The organism is Streptomyces sp. NPDC001568 (assembly GCF_042893755.1).
Lineage (GTDB): Bacteria > Actinomycetota > Actinomycetes > Streptomycetales > Streptomycetaceae > Streptomyces.
Genome location: NZ_JBIAVF010000004.1, coordinates 462,662 through 486,137, shown reverse-complemented (window position 1 = coordinate 486,137; position 23,476 = coordinate 462,662). Strand labels below are relative to the sequence as shown.

Annotated in this window: 21 protein-coding genes; 12 read left to right on the top strand and 9 right to left on the bottom strand. The window is 74.6% G+C overall.

What is annotated here, in order from left to right:
• Positions 1 to 37: 37 nt before the first annotated feature.
• The 4 genes from ACFY0I_RS10295 to ACFY0I_RS10280 all read left to right on the top strand — a co-directional run bounded on the left by ACFY0I_RS10295 (position 38) and on the right by ACFY0I_RS10280 (position 4,582).
• Positions 38 to 1,240, top strand: a complete 1,203-nt coding sequence (locus tag ACFY0I_RS10295) for a GNAT family N-acetyltransferase (protein WP_388892763.1) — start codon at positions 38 to 40, stop codon at positions 1,238 to 1,240.
• A 143-nt stretch (positions 1,241 to 1,383) separates the two neighbouring features.
• Complete coding sequence (locus ACFY0I_RS10290) at positions 1,384 to 1,791, top strand: hypothetical protein (RefSeq protein WP_388892761.1); 408 nt, start codon at positions 1,384 to 1,386, stop codon at positions 1,789 to 1,791.
• A 365-nt stretch (positions 1,792 to 2,156) separates the two neighbouring features.
• Positions 2,157 to 3,278, top strand: coding sequence for a PLP-dependent cysteine synthase family protein (locus ACFY0I_RS10285; protein WP_388892759.1), 1,122 nt, complete (start codon positions 2,157 to 2,159; stop codon positions 3,276 to 3,278).
• A complete protein-coding gene (locus ACFY0I_RS10280; protein ID WP_388892757.1) occupies positions 3,278 to 4,582 on the top strand; it encodes an MFS transporter in 1,305 nt (434 codons plus the stop codon). Before ACFY0I_RS10285 ends, ACFY0I_RS10280 begins: the two co-directional genes overlap by 1 nt.
• Here ACFY0I_RS10280 and ACFY0I_RS10275 read toward each other — a convergent pair.
• The 3 genes from ACFY0I_RS10275 to ACFY0I_RS10265 form a co-directional block, all read right to left on the bottom strand.
• Positions 4,561 to 5,274 carry an intradiol ring-cleavage dioxygenase gene (locus ACFY0I_RS10275; RefSeq protein ID WP_388892755.1) on the bottom strand — a complete coding sequence of 238 codons (714 nt, stop codon included), beginning with the start codon at positions 5,272 to 5,274 and terminating at the stop codon, positions 4,561 to 4,563. The genes ACFY0I_RS10280 and ACFY0I_RS10275 overlap by 22 nt on opposite strands.
• Before the next feature lie 168 nt (positions 5,275 to 5,442).
• Positions 5,443 to 8,646, bottom strand: coding sequence for an amidohydrolase family protein (locus ACFY0I_RS10270; RefSeq protein WP_388892753.1), 3,204 nt, complete (start codon positions 8,644 to 8,646; stop codon positions 5,443 to 5,445).
• 96 nt (positions 8,647 to 8,742) lie between these two features.
• Entirely contained in the window at positions 8,743 to 9,987 is a 1,245-nt protein-coding gene (locus ACFY0I_RS10265) for an MFS transporter (protein WP_388892751.1), read from the bottom strand.
• A gap of 72 nt (positions 9,988 to 10,059) precedes the next feature.
• Between ACFY0I_RS10265 and ACFY0I_RS10260 the strand changes: the two genes are divergently transcribed.
• Together ACFY0I_RS10260 and ACFY0I_RS10255 are read left to right on the top strand one after the other, a co-directional pair.
• Positions 10,060 to 10,815, top strand: a complete 756-nt coding sequence (locus ACFY0I_RS10260; RefSeq protein ID WP_388892749.1) for a DeoR/GlpR family DNA-binding transcription regulator — start codon at positions 10,060 to 10,062, stop codon at positions 10,813 to 10,815.
• Positions 10,816 to 10,818: 3 nt separating this feature from the next.
• Complete coding sequence (locus ACFY0I_RS10255; protein ID WP_388892747.1) at positions 10,819 to 11,448, top strand: HAD family hydrolase; 630 nt, start codon at positions 10,819 to 10,821, stop codon at positions 11,446 to 11,448.
• A 6-nt stretch (positions 11,449 to 11,454) separates the two neighbouring features.
• Here the strand turns inward: ACFY0I_RS10255 and ACFY0I_RS10250 are convergent, their stop codons facing one another.
• Positions 11,455 to 12,273 (bottom strand): class I SAM-dependent methyltransferase, encoded by an 819-nt coding sequence (locus ACFY0I_RS10250; protein WP_388892745.1) that lies wholly within the window; start codon positions 12,271 to 12,273, stop codon positions 11,455 to 11,457.
• Positions 12,274 to 12,354: 81 nt separating this feature from the next.
• Between ACFY0I_RS10250 and ACFY0I_RS10245 the strand changes: the two genes are divergently transcribed.
• Positions 12,355 to 13,476 carry a sulfite oxidase gene (locus ACFY0I_RS10245; RefSeq protein WP_388892743.1) on the top strand — a complete coding sequence of 374 codons (1,122 nt, stop codon included), beginning with the start codon at positions 12,355 to 12,357 and terminating at the stop codon, positions 13,474 to 13,476.
• 31 nt (positions 13,477 to 13,507) lie between these two features.
• On the opposite strand, the gene ACFY0I_RS10240 is transcribed toward ACFY0I_RS10245, so the two are convergent.
• Positions 13,508 to 14,236 (bottom strand): SOS response-associated peptidase, encoded by a 729-nt coding sequence (locus ACFY0I_RS10240; RefSeq protein WP_388892741.1) that lies wholly within the window; start codon positions 14,234 to 14,236, stop codon positions 13,508 to 13,510.
• A gap of 160 nt (positions 14,237 to 14,396) precedes the next feature.
• Between ACFY0I_RS10240 and ACFY0I_RS10235 the strand changes: the two genes are divergently transcribed.
• The 5 genes from ACFY0I_RS10235 to ACFY0I_RS10215 all read left to right on the top strand — a co-directional run bounded on the left by ACFY0I_RS10235 (position 14,397) and on the right by ACFY0I_RS10215 (position 18,712).
• On the top strand, positions 14,397 to 14,861 hold the full coding sequence (locus ACFY0I_RS10235; RefSeq protein WP_388892822.1) for a DUF2199 domain-containing protein: 465 nt from the start codon (positions 14,397 to 14,399) through the stop codon (positions 14,859 to 14,861).
• 61 nt (positions 14,862 to 14,922) lie between these two features.
• Entirely contained in the window at positions 14,923 to 15,396 is a 474-nt protein-coding gene (locus ACFY0I_RS10230; RefSeq protein WP_388892739.1) for a hypothetical protein, read from the top strand.
• 71 nt (positions 15,397 to 15,467) lie between these two features.
• Positions 15,468 to 15,725, top strand: a complete 258-nt coding sequence (locus ACFY0I_RS10225) for a hypothetical protein (RefSeq protein WP_388892737.1) — start codon at positions 15,468 to 15,470, stop codon at positions 15,723 to 15,725.
• A gap of 208 nt (positions 15,726 to 15,933) precedes the next feature.
• A complete protein-coding gene (locus tag ACFY0I_RS10220; protein WP_388892735.1) occupies positions 15,934 to 16,434 on the top strand; it encodes a hypothetical protein in 501 nt (166 codons plus the stop codon).
• Positions 16,435 to 16,639: 205 nt separating this feature from the next.
• Positions 16,640 to 18,712: a SpoIIE family protein phosphatase gene (locus tag ACFY0I_RS10215; RefSeq protein ID WP_388892733.1), complete on the top strand. Its 2,073-nt coding sequence runs from the start codon at positions 16,640 to 16,642 to the stop codon at positions 18,710 to 18,712.
• 16 nt (positions 18,713 to 18,728) lie between these two features.
• Here the strand turns inward: ACFY0I_RS10215 and ACFY0I_RS10210 are convergent, their stop codons facing one another.
• From ACFY0I_RS10210 to ACFY0I_RS10195, 4 genes are all read right to left on the bottom strand, one after another.
• On the bottom strand, positions 18,729 to 19,952 hold the full coding sequence (locus ACFY0I_RS10210; RefSeq protein WP_388892731.1) for a PP2C family protein-serine/threonine phosphatase: 1,224 nt from the start codon (positions 19,950 to 19,952) through the stop codon (positions 18,729 to 18,731).
• Between the two features lie 94 nt (positions 19,953 to 20,046).
• Positions 20,047 to 22,083, bottom strand: coding sequence for a prolyl oligopeptidase family protein (locus ACFY0I_RS10205; protein WP_388892729.1), 2,037 nt, complete (start codon positions 22,081 to 22,083; stop codon positions 20,047 to 20,049).
• Between the two features lie 94 nt (positions 22,084 to 22,177).
• The gene (locus ACFY0I_RS10200; RefSeq protein ID WP_388892727.1) at positions 22,178 to 22,447 is read right to left on the bottom strand and encodes a hypothetical protein; all 270 of its coding nucleotides are present in this window, start codon (positions 22,445 to 22,447) and stop codon (positions 22,178 to 22,180) included.
• A gap of 88 nt (positions 22,448 to 22,535) precedes the next feature.
• Entirely contained in the window at positions 22,536 to 23,447 is a 912-nt protein-coding gene (locus ACFY0I_RS10195) for an aldo/keto reductase (protein WP_388892725.1), read from the bottom strand.
• Positions 23,448 to 23,476: the final 29 nt, after the last annotated feature.

The window sequence follows — 23,476 nt, the reverse complement described above, 5'->3', positions numbered from 1 at the left end:
AACGGCGACGGACAGGGATACGGATACGGTCACGGCCGTGACCGTATCCGTGCACCGCGGTCTGACGGAGCTCGGGCCCGGCCCGTGGGACGAGCTGATCGGGCCGCGCGGCTTCTACGCCGCCTCGCCGTGGCTACGGCACGCCGAGGCCACCGCCGGGCAGGCTCCGTACTACTTCACGGCCTCCGACGCGCGGGGCCGTCGTACCGGGGTGCTGCCCGCCTACCCGCTGGACGCCGACACGCCCTACGTCTTCTGCAGTCCGGGCCGGGTCCTCGACGCGCTGCACCGCGGCGCGACCGGCGAGGGCGCCGACTGGATCGCGGGGCTGCTGCCCGCCCTGGCCTGCGGGGGTCGCAACCCCGCCCACACCAAGGCGGGCACGGACCCCTCCCTGGACCGGGAGGCGCGACGTGCGACGCTCGGGGCGATGGCCGCCGCGGCCGAACGGGAAGCCGGGGACGCCGGGCTGGAGTCGGTGTCGTTCCTGTACGTCGACGAGGAGGACGAACTGCTGCGCGGAGTCCTGGCGGAACGCGGCTACGTCGCCCTGCCGGGCCAGACGGCGTACTCCCTGCCGGTGCCCGAGGACGGCTCCTTCGACAGCTACCTGGCGCGTTTCGAGCAGCCGCGCCGCATGAAGATCAAGCGGGAGATCCGCGCGCTGGCGGAAGCCGGCATCACCTACCGCACGCAGCCCCTGACCGCCGACCTCGTCGAGCGGCTCGCGCCGCTGGAACTGGCGCTCTACGCGAAGTACGGGACCCCGGCCGACGCGGGCGCCTTCAGCGGGGTCCTGCACAGCATCGCCCGGCGCGTGGGCACGGCGGCCCGGGTGACCACCGCGCACCTGGACGGGCACCTGACGGGGTTCGTCCTCACCTTCACCCATCGGGGTGAGATGTACGCCCGCCAGACCGGCTTCGACTACGGGGCGCAGGGCAAACTGCCGCTCTACTTCGGGCTGGTCTACTACGAGTTGCTGCGGATCGCGCTGGCCGAGGGCCTCGGACAGATCCACTACTCCGTCGGCTCGGACCGGGCGAAGCTGCTGCGCGGCTGCACGCCGCGCCGTCAGATCGCCTACGTCAAACCCCGCCGGGCGGAGCTGACGGCGCGGCTCACCGCACTCGCGCAGCGCCTGGAGCCCGCGGCTCCGGCGGCGGCCGACACGATGACGGCCGGCACGGCGGCGGACGCGGCCGTGGCGGGACCCGTGGGAGGCGCGGGCGCGGCCTGAGCCGCGTCGGTCCGTACGCGCGGTGGAGGGCCCGTGCACCGTGAACGGCACTCAATTGACGATCCTTCACCCTCACGAGGCCTGTTTTCCCATGTCCGAATCGACATCCACCGTCGGACGGAAGGGGGCGCTAGCATCACGGCATGGTCACAGCCCGCTCGCACGGCACCTCGCGGGCCCGCCCTCCGGCGGGCCTGTTGCGCCTGCTCGCTCTGACCGTGCTGCTGATGGGCCTGTTCTGCGCGCACGGCACCGCCGCGCAGGACGGCGCCGTCCACCCGGGCCCCGGCGCACCGGGCGCGTCGGTGACGCATGCCGTCACCTGGTCGGCGCCCTCGGAGGCGCCCGACCCGGGCCGTGATCCGGTGCATCCGGCGCACGAGTGCGCGCCGCTGCCGCCGCACCAGGGGGCCGTGTCGGAGGCCTCGACCACCGCCCCGCACACCGACCCCGGATGCGTGCGGACCGGCCGTCCCGACCACCGCGACGGGGTCGGCCCCGCCGTTCCCGGTCCCGTACGTCCCGTCACTTCGGCCGTCCTGCGGGTGTAGACACCCCGCCCGGCCCGGGAGGGCGGGGCGGCGGTCCCGGGGTGCCACGCGCACCGACGCCGAACGGCCGGGCCCGCCACGACGGTTCGAGCCGCCCGATCGCCCCGCCCCGTACCCCATCGTGCGTGCGCGGCCCGGCGATCCGCCGACGGCCCTGCCCGCGCCCCGGTACCGCCTCCCGTCCGCCGGCCTCCCGCCGACCGATCGCCGCGCCCCGAACGGCGGCAGCCGTCGGCGTTCTCGACCCGGTCCTCCCCACACGGGATCCGCCACCGCGGCCGATCCCGCAGGACCGTTCGCCCGTGGGAAGGCCCGACGACACCCGCACGTGCGACCACCGGTTCCATCGACCGAGAGCGGAAACGATGCATCCCCCCATCACCGGCCTCACACCCCCCAGCCGTTCCTCCCTGTCCGGGCTGGTCGGCAACACTCCCCTGCTGCGCGTCTCGGACCCGCTGTCCCGGACCGGACGCGGGTTCTGGGCGAAGCTCGAAGGCTTCAACCCCGGCGGCATCAAGGACCGTCCCGGCCTGCACATGGTCGAGCGGGCGCGCGCCCGGGGCGACCTCGCGCCCCGGGCCCGGATCATCGAGTCCACCAGCGGCACCCTGGGCCTCGGGCTGGCGCTGGCCGGCATGGTCCACGGCCATCCCGTCACCCTGGTCACCGACCCCGGGCTGGAGCCCTCGATGACCCGCCTGCTGACCGCGTACGGGACGCGCGTCGACGTCGTCGCCGAGCCGCATCCCACCGGCGGATGGCAGCAGGCGCGCCGGGACCGGGTCGCCGATTTGATGCGGCGCCATCCGGGTTCGTGGTGCCCGGACCAGTACAACAACCCCGACAACACCACCGCGTACGCCGGACTGGCCCAGGAACTCGCCGCCGAACTGGGGCACATCGACGTCCTGGTGTGCAGCGTCGGCACCGGAGGGCACTCGGCGGGCGTCTCCCGCGTCCTGCGCCGGCTGTACCCGGGCCTGCGGCTCGTCGGGGTGGACACGGTGGGTTCGACGATCTTCGGGCAACCCGCCCGGAACCGGCTGATGCGCGGCCTCGGTTCGAGCATCCATCCGCGCAACGTGGCCTACGAACAGTTCTCCGAGGTGCACTGGGTCGCCCCGGCGGAAGCCGTCCACACCTGCCGCCGGCTCGCCGCCTCGCACTACGCGGCGGGTGGCTGGAGCGTCGGCGCGGTCGCCCTGGTCGCCGGCTGGTCGGCCCGGACCCTGCCCCGGAGCACCCGCATCGCGGCGATCTTCCCCGACGGCCCGCAGCGCTACCTCGGCACCGTGTACGACGACGACTACTGCGCCACCCACGGTCTGCTGGACGCCCCGCCGGCCGCCGAGCCCGACACCATCGCCCGCCCGGACGAACGGGAGGTGACCCGCTGGACCCGGTGCGCGAACGTCGTCGATCCGCTGGCGCCCGGCGGGGCGGGCGGGACCGCCGGCGCGGCCGGTGCGAAGGAGCGGGCCTGATGCAGGGCACCCTCGCGCAGGTCCGCTCGTACGACCGCTGCGTCCAACTGTTGATGGTCAACCAGTTCACCATCAACCTCGGGTTCTACATGCTCATGCCCTATCTGGCCGCGCACCTGGCGGGACCCCTCGGGCTCGCCGGGTGGACGGTGGGTCTGATCCTGGGCGTGCGCAACTTCAGCCAGCAGGGGATGTTCCTGATCGGCGGGACGCTCGCCGACCGACTCGGCTACAAACCGATGATCATCGCGGGGTTGGGGCTGCGCGTCGCCGGGTTCGCCACGCTGGGGTTGGTCGGTTCGGTGCCCGCGCTGATCGCCGCCTCGGCGGCGACGGGCCTGGCCGGAGCGCTGTTCAACCCGGCCACCCGGGCCTATCTGGCCGCGGCCTCGGGCGAGCGCCGGGTCGAGGCGTTCGCCCTGTTCAACGTCTTCTACCAGGCGGGCATCCTGCTGGGCCCCCTGGTGGGCATGGTGCTCACGGGCATCGGTTTCCGCGTCACCTGCCTGACGGCGGCGGCCGTGTTCGCCGTACTGGGCGTCGTGCAGATCCGGGCCCTGCCCGCCCGGCGGGGCAACGACTCCGGGGACCGGGCCGCCGGCCCGCGCGAGAAGGTGCTGGTCCAGTGGCGCGGCATCCTCGCCAACCGGCCGTTCCTGTTGTTCTCCCTGGCCATGATCGGCTCGTACGTCATGACCTTCCAGGTGTACCTGGCGCTCCCCCTGGAGGTTCGGCGCCTCGGCGGCGACGGGGGGTTCGGCACGGCCTCGGTGGCGGCCCTGTTCGCCGTGTCGGGGTTGAGCACGATCCTCCTGCAGACCCGGGTCACCGCGTGGTGCAAGGCCCGGATGGAGCCGGGTCGCGCCCTCACCTGGGGGCTGCTGGTCATGGGCGCTGCCTTCCTGCCGCTGCTGGCCGCCTCGCTGGTGACCGTGGAACCGGCCGGTGCGGGGGCGAAGTTGCTGGCCGCGGGGCCGGCGGCGGTGTCGGCGCTGATGTTGGCAGTGGGCACGATGATCGCCTACCCGTTCGAGATGGACACGATCGTCCGGCTCTGCGGGGACCGCCTCGTCGCGACGCACTACGGGTTCTACAACACCGTCTGCGGCCTCGGCATCGCCGTCGGCAACCTGCTCACCGGGGCCGCGCTGGACACCGCGCGGGCCGCCGGCCTGTCGGCGCTGCCTTGGCTCGCGCTGTGCGCCCTCGGCCTGGGCTGCACCGCCGCGGTGTACGCGCTGCACCGCACGGGGCGCCTGACCGCGGCGGCCCCGGTGAGGGTTCAGGCGATCCCGACGGTGTAGGCGGCCCGGTAACCCTGACCGTCGGCGAGGGGCTTCAGCGTCATGGCGGCGCCGGCGGCCCGGTACCGGTCGTCGCGCTCGTTGGGGTGCTTCGGCGCCCGCCGGCGGTCGTAGGGGGCGAGCGCGTACGCCCGGAGGAGGAAGTCCTCGGGGAAGAAGAACTGCGAGGTGGTCCCGGCGCCCGCGTCGGGACGCACCTTGAAGTGGATGTGCGGGGCCAGGCCCGCGTACCAGCCGGGCACGATCGTACGGAACACGGCGCGGCCGGCGGCGTCGGTGATCTGCGTCCCGCGCAGGAAGGTGGCCTTGCCGGTCGAGTAGGTGCCGGAGGAGTCGGCCTGCCAGATGTCCACGGCGGCGTCCGCGAGGGGCCGGCAGCCCGCCGACATCCGGACCACCGTGAGGTCGAGCCGCACGGGCACGCCGCCCCGGCCCTCGGTGACGTCCGAGCGGACCTTGTCGAGGTCCAGGTAGTACGGGCCTTCGCCGGCTTCGGCCGTGAGCACGCAGCCGGGGACGGTGGAGCCGGCCGAGGGCAGCGCCGCGGGGGCGGCGGGCGTCCGCCGCGCCCCGGACCCGCGGTCCCCGGCCACGCTCGAACAGGCCGCGGTCAACGCGACCGCCCCGGCCGTTCCCGCCGCCAGCAGCACGGCGCGACGGCTGGTCCGGGAGGTGTCGTCGTACTCGGCCATGCGAACCCCTCGCAGCGTTCGTGGACCGTCGCACGCGGACGGCCGCCCACCGAGCACGGTGCCGGACGCCGCGCGCAGGCCCCGGCACCGACACGAACGACCAAGCTTTCGGCCCACAGGCGACGGCCGGCGCGGGGCCGGCCGGGCGGGGCGGCCGTCATGTCGGGTTCACGGGGAGGGCTCGTGCGGGGGGCAGCAACCGTCGCGGCGCATCTGGTCCAGCACGGCCCGCCAACCGTCCTCGGGCGGGGCGGCCGGGCCGGCCGCGCGCCGGGCGGTCGCGGACGCCTCGAGCTCGGCGCGGTCGTGGACGGTTCCGCCGCTCACCACCGCCCGGACGCGGACCAGGTCGTCGAAGTCGGCGAAGGGGTCCCCGTCGATGACGGTGAGGTCGGCGATCCTGCCGGCCTCGACCGTGCCGAGCCGGTCCGCGACGCCGAACGTGCGGGCCGGGGCGAGGGTGACGGTGGTGAGGGCCTCGGCCGGGGACAGCCCGTACCGGTGCAGGGCGCGCAGACCGAGGTGGAGGTGGAGGCCGACCGGGGTGAGCGGGGCATCGGTGCCGAGGACGACCCGGCCGCCGCCCGCGAGGACGTCCCGGTAGGCGGCGACCTCCCGTTCCAGCACGTCGTACTGGTCCGCGCTCGGCGGACGCCCGGCCGCCTCCCGGACGGCCGCCACGTCCCAGGGCGGCATCAGGGCGGTGACGCGCGGGTCGGCGGCCAGTGCCGGATCGGCGCCGATCAGCGGGAGGGCCGTGAACGGGGTGGCGATCAGGTCGAAGCCACCGCGGGCGTAGACCTCCACGGTGTCCTGGTAGGTGTGGCCGCGCGGGGTCGCGCCGTGGCCGTGCTCGGCGCGTTCGGTGGCCACCAGGTGCGTCGTCAGGTCCTGGCCGCTCTGGATGCCCGGGGCGCACAGGTGGGAGCCGGCGAGGACGCCGAGCCGCTCGTGCGCGAACCGGGCCGCCTCGGCCATCAGTTCGTACGGAGCCCTGACGTAGGTCTTCACGAAGTCCCAGTCCAGGGCCTCGGCGCGGGCCAGGGAGCGGGCGAACCCGGCCCGCGTGCGGTGGGCGCGCCCCATGCTGTAGGCGACCCGGGAGCCGTCGAGGAGCTCCCCGCCGGCCAACAGCCTGGGCGCGCGGAGCAGGCCGGCGCGGATGTCCTCGCGCAGTCGGGCCTGTTCGTGGGCGGAGCCGCCGAGGGAGACGGTGGTGGTCACGCCGTAGGCGAGGTGCAGCAGGCCCTGACGGGCGCCGTAGGTGTACGGGTACGGATGGACGTGGGAGTCCCACAGGCCCGGCAGGACGGTGGCGCGGGAGGCGTCGACGCCCCGCGCGGCGCGGCGGCCGGGCCGGTGCGGTTCGACGCCGGTGATCCGCCCGTCCCGGATCAGGACGTCGACGTCGGCGCGGGGCGCGGACCCGGTGCCGTCCCAGAGCAGGCCGGCGTGCACGACCGTGTCGACGGGTGCGGGGCGCCGGTGGTCCAAGGCGACGGGGACGGTGCGGGACGGCCCGTCGGGCGTGCCCGTCGCGTCGAGGGTGAGCAGGCGCAGCCGGTTGCCGTTCTGGTAGAGCAGCTTGCGGCCGTCGGCGGACCAGGAGGGGTGGTCGGCGCTCTCGTCGGTGATGCGGCGGGCGGGTCCGGCGGGGGTGCCGTCGGGGGTGACGGGCAGCAGCCAGAGGGCGGATTCGCCGACGCAGGCGAGGAAGCGTCCGTCGGGTGACCAGACCGGGCCGGAGGCGTAACGGTCCGACAGGGAGGCGTGCGGGGCCAGTGCGTGGAGGCGGTCCGCGCCGGTGGTCGTGTCGACGATCCGGATGAGGTTGTGACCCTCGCGAAACCGCCGGTTGAGGCGGTTGCGGTCGCAGAGGGCGACGTACCGTCCGTCGGGCGACCAGCTGGGCGGGCCGGGCAGTCCGCCGCCGCCGAGGGGCGCGACCGGTGCGGTCTCGGTTCCGGTGGCGAGGTCGCGGACGACGAGCCGTCCGCTCAGGTCGAGGGCGGCGAGGCGGGCGCCGTCCGGGGAGGGGGTTCCGTAGACGCGGCCTTCGGGCGTGAGGACGCTTTCACGGCCGTCGGCGAGTTCCCGGCGGCGTACGGTGTTCAGCCCCTCGCGGTCGTCGGTCCAGATCAGGGCCCGGCCGTCGGGGGTCCATACCGGGCCCTGGACGTAGGCCGTGACGGGTGCCCGGACGATCCTGCGCGGGATTCCGGTGGTGACGGGCGCGATCCAGAGGGCGTTCAGGGCGGCGAAGGCGACGCTGCGGCCGTCGGGCGAGAGGCTGGGCAGGTGGAGGCCGAGCACCCGGCGGCGGCTGTCGGCCTCCAGGGCGTACTGCTTGATCCGGTAGCGGGGCCGGGTCACTTCGAGGGTGGCGTCGAGGGGGTGTTCCCGGCCGACGGGGTCGTGGTGGGGGCGGATCGTCCGGAACCGGCCGTCGAGGGTGATCAGGAGCCGGTCGTCGCCGATCCAGCGCGGGGGCGCGGGGGCGAGGTCGCCGTCGAGGGCGACGGGCCGGCCGTCCACGTACAGGGTGTGGAGTTCGGCCTTGCGGGGTCCGGGGGCGGCGCGGAGCCAGGCGGTGCGCCCGGCCGGGGAGAGCGCCGGGGCGAGCAGGCCGCCTTCGGTGACGGTGTGTTCGGTGCGCACGGGGCCCGTGGCGTCGGCCGCGACGGAGGCGAGGGTGCGGGCGGTCAGGGTCTCCCCCGTGACGGTGGCGCGGACGAAGAACACCCGGGAGCCGTCCGCCGACCAGACCGGGTCGAAGTCCTCCCAGGCGCCGTCCTGGCCGGGGCCGTCCTGCCCGGGCACGCCGGTCAGGCGGCGCGGGGAGCCGCCGGTGAGGGCGGCGGTCCAGATGCGGTACGGGCAGCCGGCCACGGGGTCGCCGCCGCGTTCGGAGCAGAAGGCGAGGGTGCGGCCGTCGGGGGACCAGGCGGGGGCGCGGTGGTCGAAGGGGCCGTCGGTGATCCGGCGCAGGTCGGAGCCGTCGGCGCGCATCACCCAGATGTGGAAGGCGCCGCCGCGGTAGGCGCTCATCGCGACGTGGCGGCCGTCCGGGGAGAACACGGGTCGTCCGGGTTCCAGGTCGGGCGGGGTGAGGGCGGTGGCGGGCGAGCCGTCCGGCGGGAGCGACCAGAGGACGTTCTGCACCTCGGCCACGACGTGCCGCCCGTCGGCGGTGGCGGTCGCCGCGCCGTTGGTGGCCCGGGTGAAGCGCAGCCGGATCCGTGATCCGGCGGTGGCCGCCACCACCACCGCCGCCGTTTCGGGTCCGGGGGCGCCCGCCGGTTCGGCCCGGGTGGAGCCGGCCTCCGCGGCCCCGGCCGGGGCCCGGCCGAGCAGCGCCGCGAGGGCGCTCACCGGTGCCGCCCGGAGTACCGTCCTTCGTTCGACCCGCAACCCGACCACTCCGCTCGCCTCGCGCACCCACGGCCGCCCGATCGCGCGACCGCCCCGTCAGCCACACGAACGATCAACGCCCGGCTCCGGCAACGGCTCCCGTGCGGCGGGCGTCCGGGGGGCACCGGGGGCCGGCGGCTCGCGCAGGGTCCGGGCCGCGAGGGCGGCGACCGCGCAGAGGAGGACGGGCAGCAGGAGGGCCAGGTCGAGGGAGACGAGGTGGGCGAGGGGCCCGATCACGGCGGGCCCGGCGAGCATGCCCAGGTACCCGAGGCCCGCGACACGGGCCACGTTGGAGCCGGCGCGGTCCGGTTCCGCGTGTCCGGCCGCGCTGAAGAGTTGCGGGACGCTGCCGGCGAGACCCGCCCCGAAGAGGGTCCAGCCGACCAGGGCGGGCCCGACTCCGGGCGCGGCGACGGCCAGGGCCAGACCGACGGCGGCGAGGGCGCAGCCGTAGCGCATGACCGCGGCGGGTCCGACCCGTGCGGCGAGCCGGTCGGTGACGAGGCGGCCCACGGTCATGGCGGTGGCGAAGGCCGCGTAGGCGAGGGCCGCGGTGGCGGCGGGCGCGCCGAGGGCGTCGCGCAGGTGCAGGGCGCTCCAGTCGTTGGCGACTCCCTCGCACAGCATGAGCATGAAGGCGAGGGCCGCCAGCACCCCGATCCGTGGGCCCGCGCCCCGCCCGGCCCGGCCGACGGCCGCCGGCGCCGCAGGGGCCGCCGCGGCCCCGGCGGGTCCGGCGGGCGGTGCGGGCAGGAGCGCGCGGGCGGCGAGGAGGGCGACGGCGACACCGCCGAGAGCGGTGGCGACCAGTGCGGTGGCGACACCGAGGCCGCGGCCGAGCGCCACGGCTCCGGCGAGGGCGGCGAGGACCCCGCCGACGGAGAAGGCGGCGTGGAAGGCGGACATGACGGGTCGTCCGTACCCGCGCTCGACCTGCACGGCGTGGGTGTTCATGCCGACGTCGAGACAGCCGTTGCCGAAGCCGAGGAGGAGCAGGGCCGCGCCCAGGGTCCACGCGTCGCGGGCCAACGCCGGCAGGACGAGGGCGGCGCTGCACAGGGCGGCGCCGACGGGCACGGCCGTCCTGGTACCGAACCGGTCGGTGAGCGGACCCGCCAGCCGCATCCCGGCGAAGGCCCCGGCGCCGAGGACCAGCAGGAGCCAGCCGAGCAGTGCGTGTCCGATGCCGGTGCTCGCTTCCACGGCGGGGATGTGGACGATCCACATCCCCATGACGAAGCCGTTCAGGGCGAAGTAGACGAAGGTCGCCGCTCTTGCGCGGCGCAACACTGTATCCATGCAATCGAACATAACAAACATGATTGATGTTCGATACTTGCCTTTCGAACATCTCTGCTGTTCACTTCGGGTATGAGTGCAGACCGCCTGAGGCAGATCACCGACGCCGTGCGCGACAGCGGCCGACGCAGCGTCGCAGAGCTCGCCGAGCTCACCGGTGCCTCCGAGATGACCATCCGCCGCGACCTGGAGTCGCTGGCCGAACAGGGGGTGTTGGAGCGCTACCGGGGCGGCGCGCGCAGCCTGCTGCTGCGCGGTGAGGAGATCCCGTTCGCGCTGCGCGCCCAGGAGGGGACCGAGGCCAAGCGGCGCATCGCCGCCGAGGTCGCCGCTCTGATCGCGGACGGCGAGTCCGTCGTCCTGGACAGCGGCACCACCTGCCTGGAGGTGGCCGGCGCCCTGCACGACCGCCGGTTGACCGTCGTGCCCCTGTCCCTGCACGCCGCCAACACCCTCGCCGACGCACCCCGGCTGACGCTGCTGGTGCCGGGCGGCGCACCCCGCCGGGGCGAACTCTCCCTGACCGGACCCCTCACCGAGGCGTCCCTCGCCGCGCTGCGCTTCGACACCGCCGTCATCGGCTGCTGCGGTCTGACCGCGGCCGACGGCCTCACCGCCCACGACCTGGCCGACGCCGCCGTCAAACGGGCCGCGATCGCCTCCTCCCGCCGGGTCATCGCCGTCGCCGAGGGGGCGAAACTGTCCCGCACGGCGCTCGCGCACGTCCTGCCCGCCCGGGCGCTGCACGCCGTCGTGACCGACGGGACCGCTCCCGCGGACGCCGTGGACGCGCTCACCACCGCCGGTGTCACCGTACGGAAGGTGTGACGGATGCCCTCGATGTACGGAAGGTGCGACGAGGTGTCCTCGATCCTGCTCTTCGACCTCTTCGGGGTCATCGCCCGCCATCAGTCCGCGGCCGGCCGCCGGCGCCTCACGGAGACGGCCGGCGTGGCCCCGGCACCCTTCTGGGAGGCCTATTGGGCGCTGCGCCCCGACTACGACCGCGGTGACGTCGACGGTCCCGGCTACTGGAACCGGGTGGCCGACGCGCTCGGTACCCGGTTCGACGCGGGGACGACCGCCCGGCTCGTCGCGCGGGACGTGGCGAGTTGGAGCGCGGTGGACGACCGGATGGTCGACCTGATCGGTGAACTCGCCGCCGCGGGGCGGCGGATCGCGCTGCTGTCCAACATCCCCGAGGAACTCGCGGTGCACTACGAACGGCACCAGCCCTGGTTGGCGCGGTTCGAAGTGCGGGCCTTCTCCTGCCGCATCGGCCACGCCAAGCCCGAACCGGACGCCTACCGGTGGTGCCTGTCGGCCCTCGGAGCCGAACCGGACGACGTCCTCTTCGTGGACGACCGGCAGGAGAACGTCGACGCCGCCCGGGCCCTCGGCCTGCACGGCCGGCTCTTCACGGACGCCGACGCGCTCGTCACGGCCCTCGCGCCGCGCTGACCCGGGTCAGCGCCTGCGGGCGAGGAAGAGGTCGCCGAACTCCACGAGGCCGATGCCGCCGTGCGCGTCCAGTACCCGGCCGGTGTCGGCGAGCAGTTCCTCGCGACGTGCCGGGGGCAGGACCCGGTAGCAGGAGAGCGAGGCGAGGTGGCCCAGGTAGCGGGGTGTGCCGTAGTCGCGGTCGGCGCGGAAGCGGGTCGAGCGCAGCTCGGTGAACCGCCCGTCACGTCGACACTGCGCATCCGGCCAGTCCGGTGGCCCGGCCCGGTGCTGCCCGACGGCGTCGCCGTACGAGGAGGCCAGGGTCGCGTGCGGGGCCTCCGTCATCCCGTGGCGGGCGTCGACCTCGGCGAGCGCGGCGTGCAGTTCCCGGTCGCGCACCCCCAGCGGGTTCCAGAACAGGGCGACGGCTCCCCCCGGTTCGAGGGCGTCGTGGACGAGGTCCCAGCGCCGCTCCGGGTCCACCCAGTGCCAGGAGGTGGCGGCGATGACCAGCCCGAAGCGGCGGCCCCGCGGCTGCCACTGCTCGAAGGCGGCCTCCTCGACGCGGACCGCGGGCAGGTGCGCGGTGTTGCGGCGCAGGACCGCCGCCATGCGCGGGTCGGGCTCGACGCACACCAGCGCGGCGCCCGCCTCGGCGAACGGCACCGTCGCCTTTCCGGTCCCCGCGCCGATCTCCAGCGCCGGTCGGCCGCCCAGGGACGCGTAGTCCAGCACCCGGGCGACCAGGGCGTCCGCGTAGCCCGGTCGGGAGGCGTCGTACAGCTCGGCGGCCTCCCCGAACACCCGGGCGCGTTCCCGGTCGAACCCTGATCCCGCACTCATGCGGCTCCCCTCCGTCGGACCGCCACCCTAGGGCTTCGACGACGAGGTGCCGAACCCTTTGGCCCGCGCGACGATGGGGGGATGGAGGGCTCCCTCAGTGATGTCAGCACCCCGGGGCGGATCGCGGACGACGGGGAGGACATCAGCGGGCAGGAGCTCGCGCTGGCCGCCCGCAACCACGGGCTCCCCCTGGAGGCGCTGCGCTACGAGGTCACCCCGGCCGGGCTGCACTACGTACTGGTGCACTACGACATACCGCCGGCGGACGAGGACACCTGGCGGCTGTCCGTGGGCGGTCTGGTGCGTACGCCGCTGGAGCTGGACCTGTCGGCGCTGCGCGCCCTGCCCGCGGTCACGCACCGGGTCACGATGGAGTGCGCGGGCAACGGCAGGGCCCGGCTCTCGCCCCGGCCCGTGAGCCAGCCGTGGCTGGTCGAGGCGGTGGGCACCGCGGACTGGACGGGCGTACCGCTGCGGACGGTACTCGCCGAGGCCGGGGTGCTGCCGGAAGCCGTCGAAGCCGTCTTCACGGGCGCCGATCACGGGGTCGAGCGGGGCGTCGAGCAGGACTACCGACGCAGTCTGCCGTTGGGGGTGGCCACCGGCGAGGAGCCGCCGGTGCTGGTCGCCCACACGATGAACGGGGGACCCCTGCCACCGCAGCACGGGTATCCGCTGCGGCTGGTCGTGCCGGGCTGGTACGGCATGGCGCACGTGAAGTGGCTGCGGGACATCACCCTGACCGACGTTCCGTTCACCGGCTTCCAGCAGAGCGTCGCCTACCGGTACCGGCAGGCCGGCGACCTCCCCGACGACCCCGGGGTTCCCGTCACCCGGATCCTGCCGAGGGCCCTGATGGTTCCGCCGGGCTTTCCGGACTTCATGTCACGGGTCCGCGTCGTGCGGCCGGGCCCGGTGCGGTTGGAGGGGCGTGCCTGGTCGGGCGGCGGCCCCGTCGTACGGGTCGAGGTGAGCGCGGACGGGGGTACGTCCTGGGTACGGGCCCGGCTGACGGAACGGGAGCCGGGCGGGTGGGCCTGGCAGGCATGGCACTGCGATTGGACGGCGACGCCCGGCGCCCACACCCTCACGGCCCGCGCCACCGATGCCGAAGGGCGCGCCCAGCCCCTGGAGCAGCCCTGGAACCGCGGGGGTTTCGGCAACAACCTGGTCCAGCACGTCCCGGTGCTGTGCTGCCGCTGAGGGACGGCGACGGCCCCCGGAGCCGGTCGTCCTACGCGTCGGCCAGCAGCTCGGGACCGTTGTTGCGGACGTTGTTCACGGCGGTGGACACGGCGCGTACGTCCAGCCGGCCGCCGGACGGGGCCACCAGGAGGGCGCGCAGGGCGTGCGGGTCCTGGTGGCCGGGGTCGAGCCAGGTGTCGTAGTCGGCGGGGGCGAGGGCCAGTGGCATCCGGGGGTGGATGCGACCGGCGGCGTCGGTGGCCTCGGTGGTGATGACGGTGCAGGTCGCCCACCAGGCGGCCGGGTCGTCCGCGTCGGCGACCGCGGGGTCGCGCCAGAACTCGTACAGGCCGGCCATCGCCATGACCGCGCCGTCCTCGGGGCGGATGAAGTACGGCTGCTTGTACGCCTTCGCCCGCTCGGTGGCCGCGACGGGCTGCCATTCGTAGAAGCCGTCGGCGGGCAACAGGCAGCGGCGCTTGGCGAACGCCCGCCGGTAGGCGGGCCTCTCCTCGACCGTCTCGACCCGGGCGTTGATCAACCTGGCCCCGCCGGTCGGGGCCTTCGACCAGGACGGCACCAGCCCCCAGCGCAGCGGACGCAGTTGCCGCTCCAGTAGGCCGCTGTCGCGGTCCGCGCGCTCCAGCACCGCCCACACCGGGTCGGTCGGGGCGACGTTCCAGCTGGGCGGGACCACGAGGTCGCCCTCCCGCCGGGTGACCCCGAACAGTCCGGTCAGGTCCTCGGGGCCCCGGGTGGATACGTATCGGCCGCACATGCCCCCAGCCTGCCACGCCCGGTGCCCCCGGGCCCGGACGGCTCGGCGGACCGGGCGGGTGCGTCCCCGGGCGGCAGGGGCGGTCACTAGGCTCGGTGGCATGAGCGATGATCTCGGATTCACCTGCGCCCGTTGCGGCGCGCACCATGCCGAGCTGCCGATGAACTACACGGCGCCGGCGCCGGCGGTGTGGGACGCGGCGTTCGCCGACGCGGAGGGCTGCCTGCTCTCCTCGGAACAGTGCGTGATCAACGCACAGCACTATTTCGTCAAGGGCATGATCGAGATACCGGTCATCGGCAGCGCCGAGGTGTTCTCCTGGGGCGTGTGGGTCTCCCTCAGCCCGGAGAACTTCTCCCGCACGGCGGACCTGTGGAACACGCCGGGACGGGAGTCCGAGAGCCCGTACTTCGGCTGGCTCACCACCGACCTGCGGCCCTATGCGCACACCACCCTCAACCTGAAGACCCACGTCCACACCCGCCCGATCGGCCGGCGCCCCTCCGTCGAACTGGAGCGCACCGACCATCCCCTCGCCGTCGAGCAACGGACGGGGATCACCTTGGACCGCGTGCGCGAGATCGCCGCGGCCTTCCTCCACCCGACCGGCGACAGCTCGTGGTGACAGCCTCCGGAACGGGCATCGCGTGGTCGCGGAACGACCGGGACCGCCGGCGAGCGGCCCCGTGAACGACGACGACCCGTCGCGGGAGCCGGCCGAGCACCTGCGGTTCGCGGCACACCTGCGGGCGCTGGAGCAGGTCGACGACGCCGACGAGGTCGACCTGATCATCGAGGTGCTCACCGACCCGGACCCGGTGATGGCCTGCTCCGCCGTCGTACGGCACCTGGACCGCCGGGCCACCGAACTCCACCACGGACCCGCCTGGGATCCATGGGCCGCTTCGATCGCCCCGGCCGCCGCCCCCGTCCCCTTCCTGACCGGGCGCCTACGGGAATGGACCCTCTTGCGCGCCATCGCGTTGCGGCAGCCCTGGCAGCCGAACGCACTGCTCGGCGCCTCCGACTGGCTGCAACTCAAAGCCGCCGGCGCGGCGGACCCGGACGCCCTCGCCCTGCTCGCCGAGCAGGGCCGCACGAAGCGGATCCGCGGCACGGCCCGGGCCGGCCTCGCGCGACAGGGCTCCGGCGGGGCATGACCCGCCGGTCCGTGCCGGGGGTCGGGCGGTGTCGGGATGCGGGTGCGGGAGCGCGGCGGGAGGGTGGGGGGATGGAGCACGCCCCGATCGTCGTACATCGCATCTCACCCTCCGGGGGTCGTCGGGTGACCCTGCGCACCCCGGCGGGCGAGACGGCCCTCGGTGTCGCGCACGAGGACCGCGACGTGATCGAGTTCCTGCGCCGCGCAGAGGTGCCCGACCCGGACGAGCTCGTGCTGGGTGAGGACTCCACCCTGCTGGAGTGGCAGGGCGACGACCCGCACGTCTACGAGGCCGAGACCGGGCCGATCCCGTCCGACCTGCCCTGACCGTCGCCCGTCGGCTCTCCGGGGCAGCCCTTCCCCGCCACCCGCCGCGGCGGCCCAGTTCCGGCCAATCCATGTTGTGCTCATGACATCTCAAGACCCCTGTGGGAATCTCCCTGGCGCACGCACTGCAGTGCACGGCAGTGCGCACTCCGCACTCCGCACCGCCCTCGCGCCACACCCCCACAAGGACGTGTCAAGGAGGAGCGACATGAAGCACCTCGCGAAATTCGCCGTGACGATGGTGGCCGTCGCGGCCACGGTCGGCGCCGCCACCACCGCCGCGGCGTCGGGCGGCGCCGCCGACCGGAAGGTCGACGGCGTCATCGTCGTCGCGGGCAACACCTGCACCTGGACCAACGCGAGCACCAGCGCCGAACCGCCCGCCGCCCTCACGGTCGACCGCGCCACCATCAACAAGCCGGGCGGCAACCTCGCCTGCGACGGCGGCATCAAGGCCACCCTCAACAACAACCCGGCGTTCACCTTCGACGACGCCGCCGCCACCGCCCGGGCCGACCTCATCGACATCACCGGGCAGGCGAGCTTCATCACCTGTCGCTACAGGGCGACGAACATCGTCTGGGACCGCGACGGCACCACCCGGAAGTACGTGAACCAGCCGTTCACCGCGACCAAGGCCTCGGGCAGCTTCCTGTGCCCGGGTTCCGTGGCCACCCCGGCCGGCGGCGCCTCCATGCTCTTCCGCTGACCACTCCCGGTCCCGGGCAGGACCGCCCCCTGCCCGGCATCGGACCCGGAAACGGCCTCGGAGCGGACCGGGCGACCGGCTCCGATCGGCTCCCGGAACCCCCGCACCCCGCACCGCCGCGACACCCCGCCCGCCACGACCGGCTCGCAGGCCGGCCCCCGGGGCCGCAGCATGGAAGCACGCGCCCTGGACGAGGAGGCCGGTCATGGCCGAGGAGGACTCCCCTCAGCCTGCCGCCGGCCCCCTGGTGGGGGCGGCGACAGCTGGAGGCTTGCTCGACGTCCTCGGCGTGGCCTCCGTCGTCCTGGACGACCAGGGCCGGATCAGGCTGTGGAGCCCACAGTCCGAGACCCTCTTCGGGTACACCGCCGACGAGGCCCTGGGCCAGTACGCGGCGCAGCTCCTGGTCGAGGAGGGCCGGCGCGACGAGGTGCTGGCCCTGTTCGCCCACGTGATGACCGGTGAGGGCGCCTGGGCCGGGTCGTTCCCCATACGGCACCGGGACGGCCGGTCCGTGGTCGTGGAGTTCCGCAACATGCGGCTGGAAGCCGAGAGCGGCCGGCGGTACGCGCTCGGCCTGGCGTCCGAGCAGGCCACCCTGCGGCGCGTGGAGCGGGACCTGGCCCTTTCGCTGCGGCTGGTCGACCAGTCCCCCATCGGCCTGGCCGTCCTCGACACGAACCTGCGCTACGTCCTGATCAACCCCGCCCTGGAGCGGATCAACGGCGTACCGGCGGACCAGCACCTGGGCCGACGGATCGGGGAGGTCCTGCCCTTCCTCGGCGCCTCGACCATCGAGGCACGGATGCGCCGCGTCATGGAGAGCGGCGTGCCGATGCTCGACGAGTTCACCACCGGCCGGATCCCGGGCAACAGCGGGGACGAGCACGCCTGGCTGGTGTCGATCTACCGGCTCGACGACCAGGCCTCCCGGACCATCGGGGTCGCCGTATCGGTCGTGGACGTCACCGAACAGCACCGCACGGCCGTGTCCGCCGCGCACGCCCGGCGCCGGCTGTCCCTGATCGCGGACGCCTCCGTCCGCATCGGCACCACCCTGGACCTGGACATCACCGCCCGGGAACTGGCCGACGTCGTCGTCCCGGAGGTCGCCGACATCGCCGCCGTCGACGTGCTGGACACCATCCTGGCGGGTACCCGGCCCGGCGAGGCGCTGCGGGACGGCTCCGTACGGTTCCGCGCGCTGGCCCTGAAGTCGGGTTACCGCAATCCGGCCGAGGACGCCGCCGACCCCGTCGGGGAGGTCACCTTGTACGGTCCCGGCCGGCTGGTGACCCGCTGCGTCCGCACGGGCCGGCCGGTCCTCGTGCCGCGGGTGCTGCCCGCGGACCTGCCGCGCATCGCACGGAACGAGGAGGCGGCCCGCCTGCTGGGCGCGGCCGGGCTGCACTCCTACCTGGCGGTCCCGCTGATCGCCCGCGGGCAGGTCCTCGGCGCCCTCGACCTCAAGCGGACCCGGAACTCCGCGCCCTTCGGACAGGACGACGTCCTGCTCGCCTCCGAACTCGCCGCGCACGCGGCCGTGTCCATCGACAACGCCCGCTGGTACCAACGCGAGCGGCACACCGCCCTCGCCCTCCAGCGCCACCTGCTGCCGCAGGACCCCCGCACCGCCCCGGGCCTGGAGATCGCCTACCGCTACCAGCCGGCCGGGGCCGCCGACGAGACCGGCGGCGACTGGTTCGACGTCGTCCCGCTCCCCGGGGACCGGACCGCGCTGGTCGTCGGCGACGTGATGGGCAGCGGCATCAACGCCGCCGCCACCATGGGACAGCTGCGCGCCACGGCCCGGGCGCTGGCCCGCCTCGGACTGGAGCCCGCGACGGTCCTCACGCACCTCGACGCGGCGACCGCCGACCTCGGTGAGGCGATGGCCACCTGTGTCTACGGCGTCTACGATCCGCACACCCGCCAGTGCCACATCTCGACGGCCGGGCACCTACCGCCCGTGCACCTGCGCCCCGGCCGTCATCCGCGGTTGCTGCGGCTGAGGACCGCGGTGCCGCTGGGGGTGGGCGGGGTGCCCTTCCACACCACGAGCGTGACCCTCGGCCCCGGTGACGAGCTGGTCCTCTACACGGACGGCCTGGTCGAGACCCGTGACCAGGACATCGACACCCGGCTGCTCACCCTCACCGACCTGCTGGCGGGCCCGCACCGCCCGCTGGAGGACACCTGCGACCTGTTGCTGTCGGCCCTGCGCCGCCCCGACACCCATGACGACGTGGCCCTCCTCATCGCCCGCGCCCTGCCGTAGGTCGGTCGGCCCCCGGTCAGGCGTGCGGGGTGCGGGCCCTGATGCGGGCGGCGAGGACGGCCACGTCGTCCTCCGCGTGCCGTGCGTCGAGTCCGGCCACGACGGCGTCGGCCACCTGGGCCACTCCCCCGCCGGCCGGGATCCGCAGGGCCGTGAGCCGGTCCAGGGAGGTGTCGATGTCCTCCCCGCGCCGCTCGACGAGCCCGTCCGTGTACAGCAGCAGGGTGTCCTCCTCGCCGAGCGGGTGGGCCACGGACTCGTAGCCGCCGAGGCCGGTGCCCAGCGGCGGTCCCACCGGGACGTCGACCAGCCGGCCGATCCCGTCCGCCCCGAACAGCGCGGGCGGCAGGTGCCCGGCGCTGGCGTACACGGCCGTGCCGCGCGCCGGGTCGACCCGTACGAGGAGGCAGGTCGCGGGTCGGCGCGCCGCGTCCTCGGCGACGAGGGAGTCGAGCTGGCGCAGCACCCGGTGCGGGGGCAGGTCGGTGGAGGCGACCTCGCGGAGGGTGGAGCGGTAGGCGTTCATGTCCACCGCCGCGTCGAGGCCGTGCCCCATGACGTCGCCGACGACGAGCAGGGTCCGGCCGAAGTGCAGCCGTACGGTCTCGAACCAGTCCCCGCCGACGAGGGCGCTCGTCCCGACGGGCAGGTAGCGGCCCGCGACGAGGAGGTTGGGGTGCGGCCGGCCCGGGTCGGCGACGAGGGCCCGCTGGAGGTTCAGCGCGACGCTCTCGGTGGCGGCGAGCCGCCGGGCGTGGCGGACGTGGACGGCGGCGACCCGGGCGGCGAAGTGCAGGGCCGCCGCTTCGGCGTCGGTGAACCCGGTCCCGGAGCGCACGGCCAGCAGGGTCCCGTACGAGGTTCCCTGCCGGGCGAGCGCGACGGACAGGCCGTGCACCGGGGCGCGGCCCGGGCGTTGGGTCCAGCTGCGCATGGGGTGTCCGCCGTCGACGGCCCGGACCGCGGGCCGCACGGCGCGCAGGGGGGCGCGCAGCAGGTGGGCGGCCCCGGCGACGGCGACGCGTTCGGTGACGCCGTCGACGGTCAGGTCGACGGCGGCGGCGTCGCCCAGGGTGCGGAGCACGAACGCGGCCAGTTCGCGGCAGGTGGTGCGTTCGTCGTCGGTCGTGCCGATCGCGTCGAGGGCCTCGGTGACGGCGGGTGGGACGTGCGGCCCGTCATCCGGGTCGCGGGACGGCCCGGAGCCCGGGTGGGGGTGCGCGCCGTCGCGTTCCGACACAGTGCCTCCGCCCGTGGGACGACCCCGTGCGGGCCGCCGGTCCGCCCATTCCACCAGCCGCGGCGGCGGACGGGCCGGGCAGCGCGCCGGGGTTTCAGTGCCCGGGGGTGAGCCGCTCCCACAGGAAGGTGTGCACGAGGGCTTCGTTGAAGGCCGTCTGGGCGTGGTCGGTGGCGCCTGCGTGGCCGCCGCCGAGGTGTTCGTGGAAGAGGACGGGGTGGCCGTGTTCCCGCAGTCGGGCGGCCATCTTCCGGGCGTGTCCGGGGTGCACGCGGTCGTCGCGGGTGGAGGTGAGCAGCAGGAGCGGCGGGTACGGCGGCCCCTCGGCCCGGATCCGGTGGTACGGGGAGATCCGCTCCAGGTGGGGCCGGTCGGCGGGGTCGTCGGGGTCCCCGTACTCGGCGACCCAGCTGGCCCCGGCGAGGAGCTTGTGGAAGCGGAGCATGTCCAGGAGCGGTACGTGGGCGACGACGGCTGCGAACAGCTCGGGGTCACGGGTGAGGACGGCGCCCATCAGCAGGCCGCCGTTGCTGCCGCCCTCGATGCCCAGTTGGGCGGGGGTGGTGATGCCGCGGGCGGTGAGGTCGCGGGCGACGGCGGCGAAGTCCTCGAAGGCGCGGACGCGGTGGGCGCCGAGGGCGGCCTGGTGCCAGGCGGGCCCGTACTCGCCGCCGCCGCGGATGCCGGCGACGACGTACGTGCCGCCGCGCGCCAGCCAGGTCCGGCCGGTGACGGCGCTGTAGTGCGGGGCGAGGGAGATCTCGAAGCCGCCGTACCCGTAGAGGAGGGTGGGGCCGGGGCCGGGACGGTCCTCGGGACCGATGACGAAGTACGGGACCCGTGTGCCGTCCGCGGAGTCGGCGAAGTGCTGGCTGACGGCGAGGCCGGCGGTGTCGAAGAGGGCCGGGCCCCGCTTGACGCTCTCGCCGCCGTCGTCGGCGCCCGCGGTGCCGCGGTGGAGGGTGGAGGGCTGGAGGTGCCCGGAGACGTTCAGGAAGTACTCGTCGCCGACGTCGGGGTCGGTGCACACGACGGACGCCGTGGACAGCGGGGGCACCCCGGCGAGGGGGCCGCGCCGCCAGCCGTCCGGGCCGGGGGTGAGGAGCTCCATGCGGGAGCAGACGTCGGCGCGGATGCTGAGGATGAGGTGGTTGCGGGTCCAGCTGAAGTCGGCGAGGGCGGTGCGCTCGTCGGGGGTGAACAGGACGGCGGGCTCGCGCGCGCCGGCCAGGTAGGCGTCGAAGTCGAACGCCAGGAGGCTGCCGGGGTCGTGGCCGAGCCACGGCGAGCGGGTGGTGACCAGCAGCCACTGCCGGTGGACCGAGGCGTGCGCGTCGTCGGGTACGTCGATCCGCAGGGGCGGGGCGTCGCCGCCCTGCGGCAGGAGGAACAGCCGCTGGTTCCAGAAGTCGATCTGGCGGTGGACGAAGTCCCTTTCGAAGCCGGGGGTGTCGTCGTGCCAGGCGCTGGCGGAAAGGTCCGTGGGCTCGCCGGTGTAGACGGGTTCGGCCTGGTCGAGGGGGGTGCCGCGGCGCCAGCGTCGGGCCTGGAGCGGGTAGCCGGACGGGGACATCGAGCCGGGGCCGAAGTCGGTGCCGATCCAGACGTGGTCGTGGTCGATCCAGCCGATGCGGGTCTTGGCCTCCGCGACCTCGAAGCCGCCTTCGACGAACTCCTTCGCCTCCAGGTCGAATTCGCGCACCACACTGGCGTCCGCCCCGTCGCGCGAGAGGAGCAGCAGTGCGTGCCGGTGGTCGGGGGCCAGGACGCGGCTGCCCGCCCAGGACCACTTCTCGCCCTCGGCGTCGGCGAGCGCGTCGAGGTCGAGGACGGTTTCCCAGGCCGGGTGCTCGGTGCGGTACTCCTCCAGGGTGGTGCGCCGCCAGATCCCGCGGACGTGGTCGGCGTCCTGCCAGAAGTTGTAGAGGTGGCGGCCTCGGCGGACCGGGTACGGGATCCGGCCGTCGTCGTCGAGGACCTCGCGCACGTCCTGCTCCAGCGGCTTGAAGCCGGGAGAGGTGGTCAGCGCGGCCACGGTTTCGGCGTTGCGGTCCCGGACCCAGTCGAGGGCCGCTTCGCCGGTCACGTCCTCCAGCCAGAGGTACGGGTCGTTGGGGGCTTCTTCGCTCATCCGCCGATTGTGCCGCAGGCCCGGCCTGGCGACCCTCGCCTCCCGGGCGGGACCGGCCGGAAGCCGGCTCGTCCCGGCCCGGTGGCGTCCGAGGTCAGTCGTCGAGGAGTCCGAAGCCCTCGGGGAACTCCTCCAGGAACTCGCGGCGCACGGGGTCGACCTCGGCCTCGGCCATCGCCCCGAGCAGGTCGCCCAGTTCGCCGCGCTGATCGGCCGACAGCTCGCCCACGAGGTGGGCCACGCCCTCCAGGACCTTGACGGCGTCGTCCGCGTCCATGGACTCGTCCTCGCTGTCCTCGACGAAGCGGAGCACGTCGACCAGGGCCTCGGCCAAGGCATGGGTCAGCGACGGGTACACGGGCATGAGGGTGATCTCCCAGCAGGTTCACGACAATAGAGCCCGCTCATCCCACCACGGACCACCGACACCCCGCGCCCCGGGGCCGGGTTGATCAGGCGTCGCGCCGGTGGAGGCCCTCCAGCAGGGCCAGTTCGGACTCGGTCAGGCGCAGGGTGCCCGCCGCGACGTTGGCGACGAGGTGGTCCGGGTTGCCGGTACCGGGGATGGCCAGCACGTGCGGGCCGCGGTGCAGGGTCCAGGCCAGGCGGACCTGGGCCGCGCTCGCGCCGTGCGCCCGCGCGACGGTGAGCACCTCCTCGCTCTCGGCGCCGCTCGCGCCGCCCTCGCGTCCGGTGGTGGCGATCGAGTAGAACGGCACGAACGCGATGCCCTGCTCGCCGCAGAAGCGTACGAACTCGTCCTGGTCGGGCCGCATTCCTATGCCGTACGGGTTCTGCACGCAGACCACCGGGGCGATGGCCCGGGCTTCGGCGAGCTGTTCGGGGGTGACGTTGGAGACGCCGAGGTGCCGGATGAGTCCGGCCTGACGGAGGTCGGCGAGGACGCCGAAGCGTTCGGCGACGGAATCGGTGCCGAGGATGCGCAGGTTGACCACGTCGAGGTGGTCCCGGCCGAGCTGGCGCAGGTTCTCCTCGACCTGGCCGCGCAGCTGCGCGGGGCCGGCGTGGGCGGTCCATTCGCCGGACAGGTCGCGACCCGGACCGACCTTGGTGGCGATGACCAGGTCGTCCGGGTAGGGGCCGCCCAAGGCGCTGTTGATCAGCTCGTTGGCGGAGCGCAGCGGGGAGAAGTAGAACGTCGCGGTGTCGATGTGGTTGACGCCGAGGTCGATCGCCTTGCGCAGGACGCCGATCGCGCGGTCGCGGTCCCCCGAGACGGCGTCGGCGCGCAGGGCGGCGCCGTTCTGCGGCAGGCGCATCGCGCCGAAGCCGATGCGGTTGATCTCGAGGTCGCCGAGCTTCCAGGTCCCCGAAGCCGATGCGTGGGTCGATTCTGTGGTCATGGCGTGCATGATCACCCATCCGGCGGGGC

Bases quoted from the DNA above. Each gene is read 5' to 3' on its own strand.
- ACFY0I_RS10290 (WP_388892761.1), top strand. From the start codon at position 1,384: ATGGTCACAGCCCGCTCGCACGGCACCTCGCGGGCCCGCCCTCCGGCG.
- ACFY0I_RS10285 (WP_388892759.1), top strand. From the start codon at position 2,157: ATGCATCCCCCCATCACCGGCCTCACACCCCCCAGCCGTTCCTCCCTG.
- ACFY0I_RS10280 (WP_388892757.1), top strand. From the start codon at position 3,278: ATGCAGGGCACCCTCGCGCAGGTCCGCTCGTACGACCGCTGCGTCCAA.
- ACFY0I_RS10275 (WP_388892755.1), bottom strand. From the start codon at position 5,274: ATGGCCGAGTACGACGACACCTCCCGGACCAGCCGTCGCGCCGTGCTG.
- ACFY0I_RS10265 (WP_388892751.1), bottom strand. From the start codon at position 9,987: ATGGATACAGTGTTGCGCCGCGCAAGAGCGGCGACCTTCGTCTACTTC.
- ACFY0I_RS10260 (WP_388892749.1), top strand. From the start codon at position 10,060: ATGAGTGCAGACCGCCTGAGGCAGATCACCGACGCCGTGCGCGACAGC.
- ACFY0I_RS10255 (WP_388892747.1), top strand. From the start codon at position 10,819: ATGCCCTCGATGTACGGAAGGTGCGACGAGGTGTCCTCGATCCTGCTC.
- ACFY0I_RS10250 (WP_388892745.1), bottom strand. From the start codon at position 12,273: ATGAGTGCGGGATCAGGGTTCGACCGGGAACGCGCCCGGGTGTTCGGG.
- ACFY0I_RS10245 (WP_388892743.1), top strand. From the start codon at position 12,355: ATGGAGGGCTCCCTCAGTGATGTCAGCACCCCGGGGCGGATCGCGGAC.
- ACFY0I_RS10240 (WP_388892741.1), bottom strand. From the start codon at position 14,236: ATGTGCGGCCGATACGTATCCACCCGGGGCCCCGAGGACCTGACCGGA.
- ACFY0I_RS10235 (WP_388892822.1), top strand. From the start codon at position 14,397: ATGAACTACACGGCGCCGGCGCCGGCGGTGTGGGACGCGGCGTTCGCC.
- ACFY0I_RS10225 (WP_388892737.1), top strand. From the start codon at position 15,468: ATGGAGCACGCCCCGATCGTCGTACATCGCATCTCACCCTCCGGGGGT.
- ACFY0I_RS10220 (WP_388892735.1), top strand. From the start codon at position 15,934: ATGAAGCACCTCGCGAAATTCGCCGTGACGATGGTGGCCGTCGCGGCC.
- ACFY0I_RS10215 (WP_388892733.1), top strand. From the start codon at position 16,640: ATGGCCGAGGAGGACTCCCCTCAGCCTGCCGCCGGCCCCCTGGTGGGG.
- ACFY0I_RS10205 (WP_388892729.1), bottom strand. From the start codon at position 22,083: ATGAGCGAAGAAGCCCCCAACGACCCGTACCTCTGGCTGGAGGACGTG.
- ACFY0I_RS10200 (WP_388892727.1), bottom strand. From the start codon at position 22,447: ATGCCCGTGTACCCGTCGCTGACCCATGCCTTGGCCGAGGCCCTGGTC.
- ACFY0I_RS10195 (WP_388892725.1), bottom strand. From the start codon at position 23,447: ATGACCACAGAATCGACCCACGCATCGGCTTCGGGGACCTGGAAGCTC.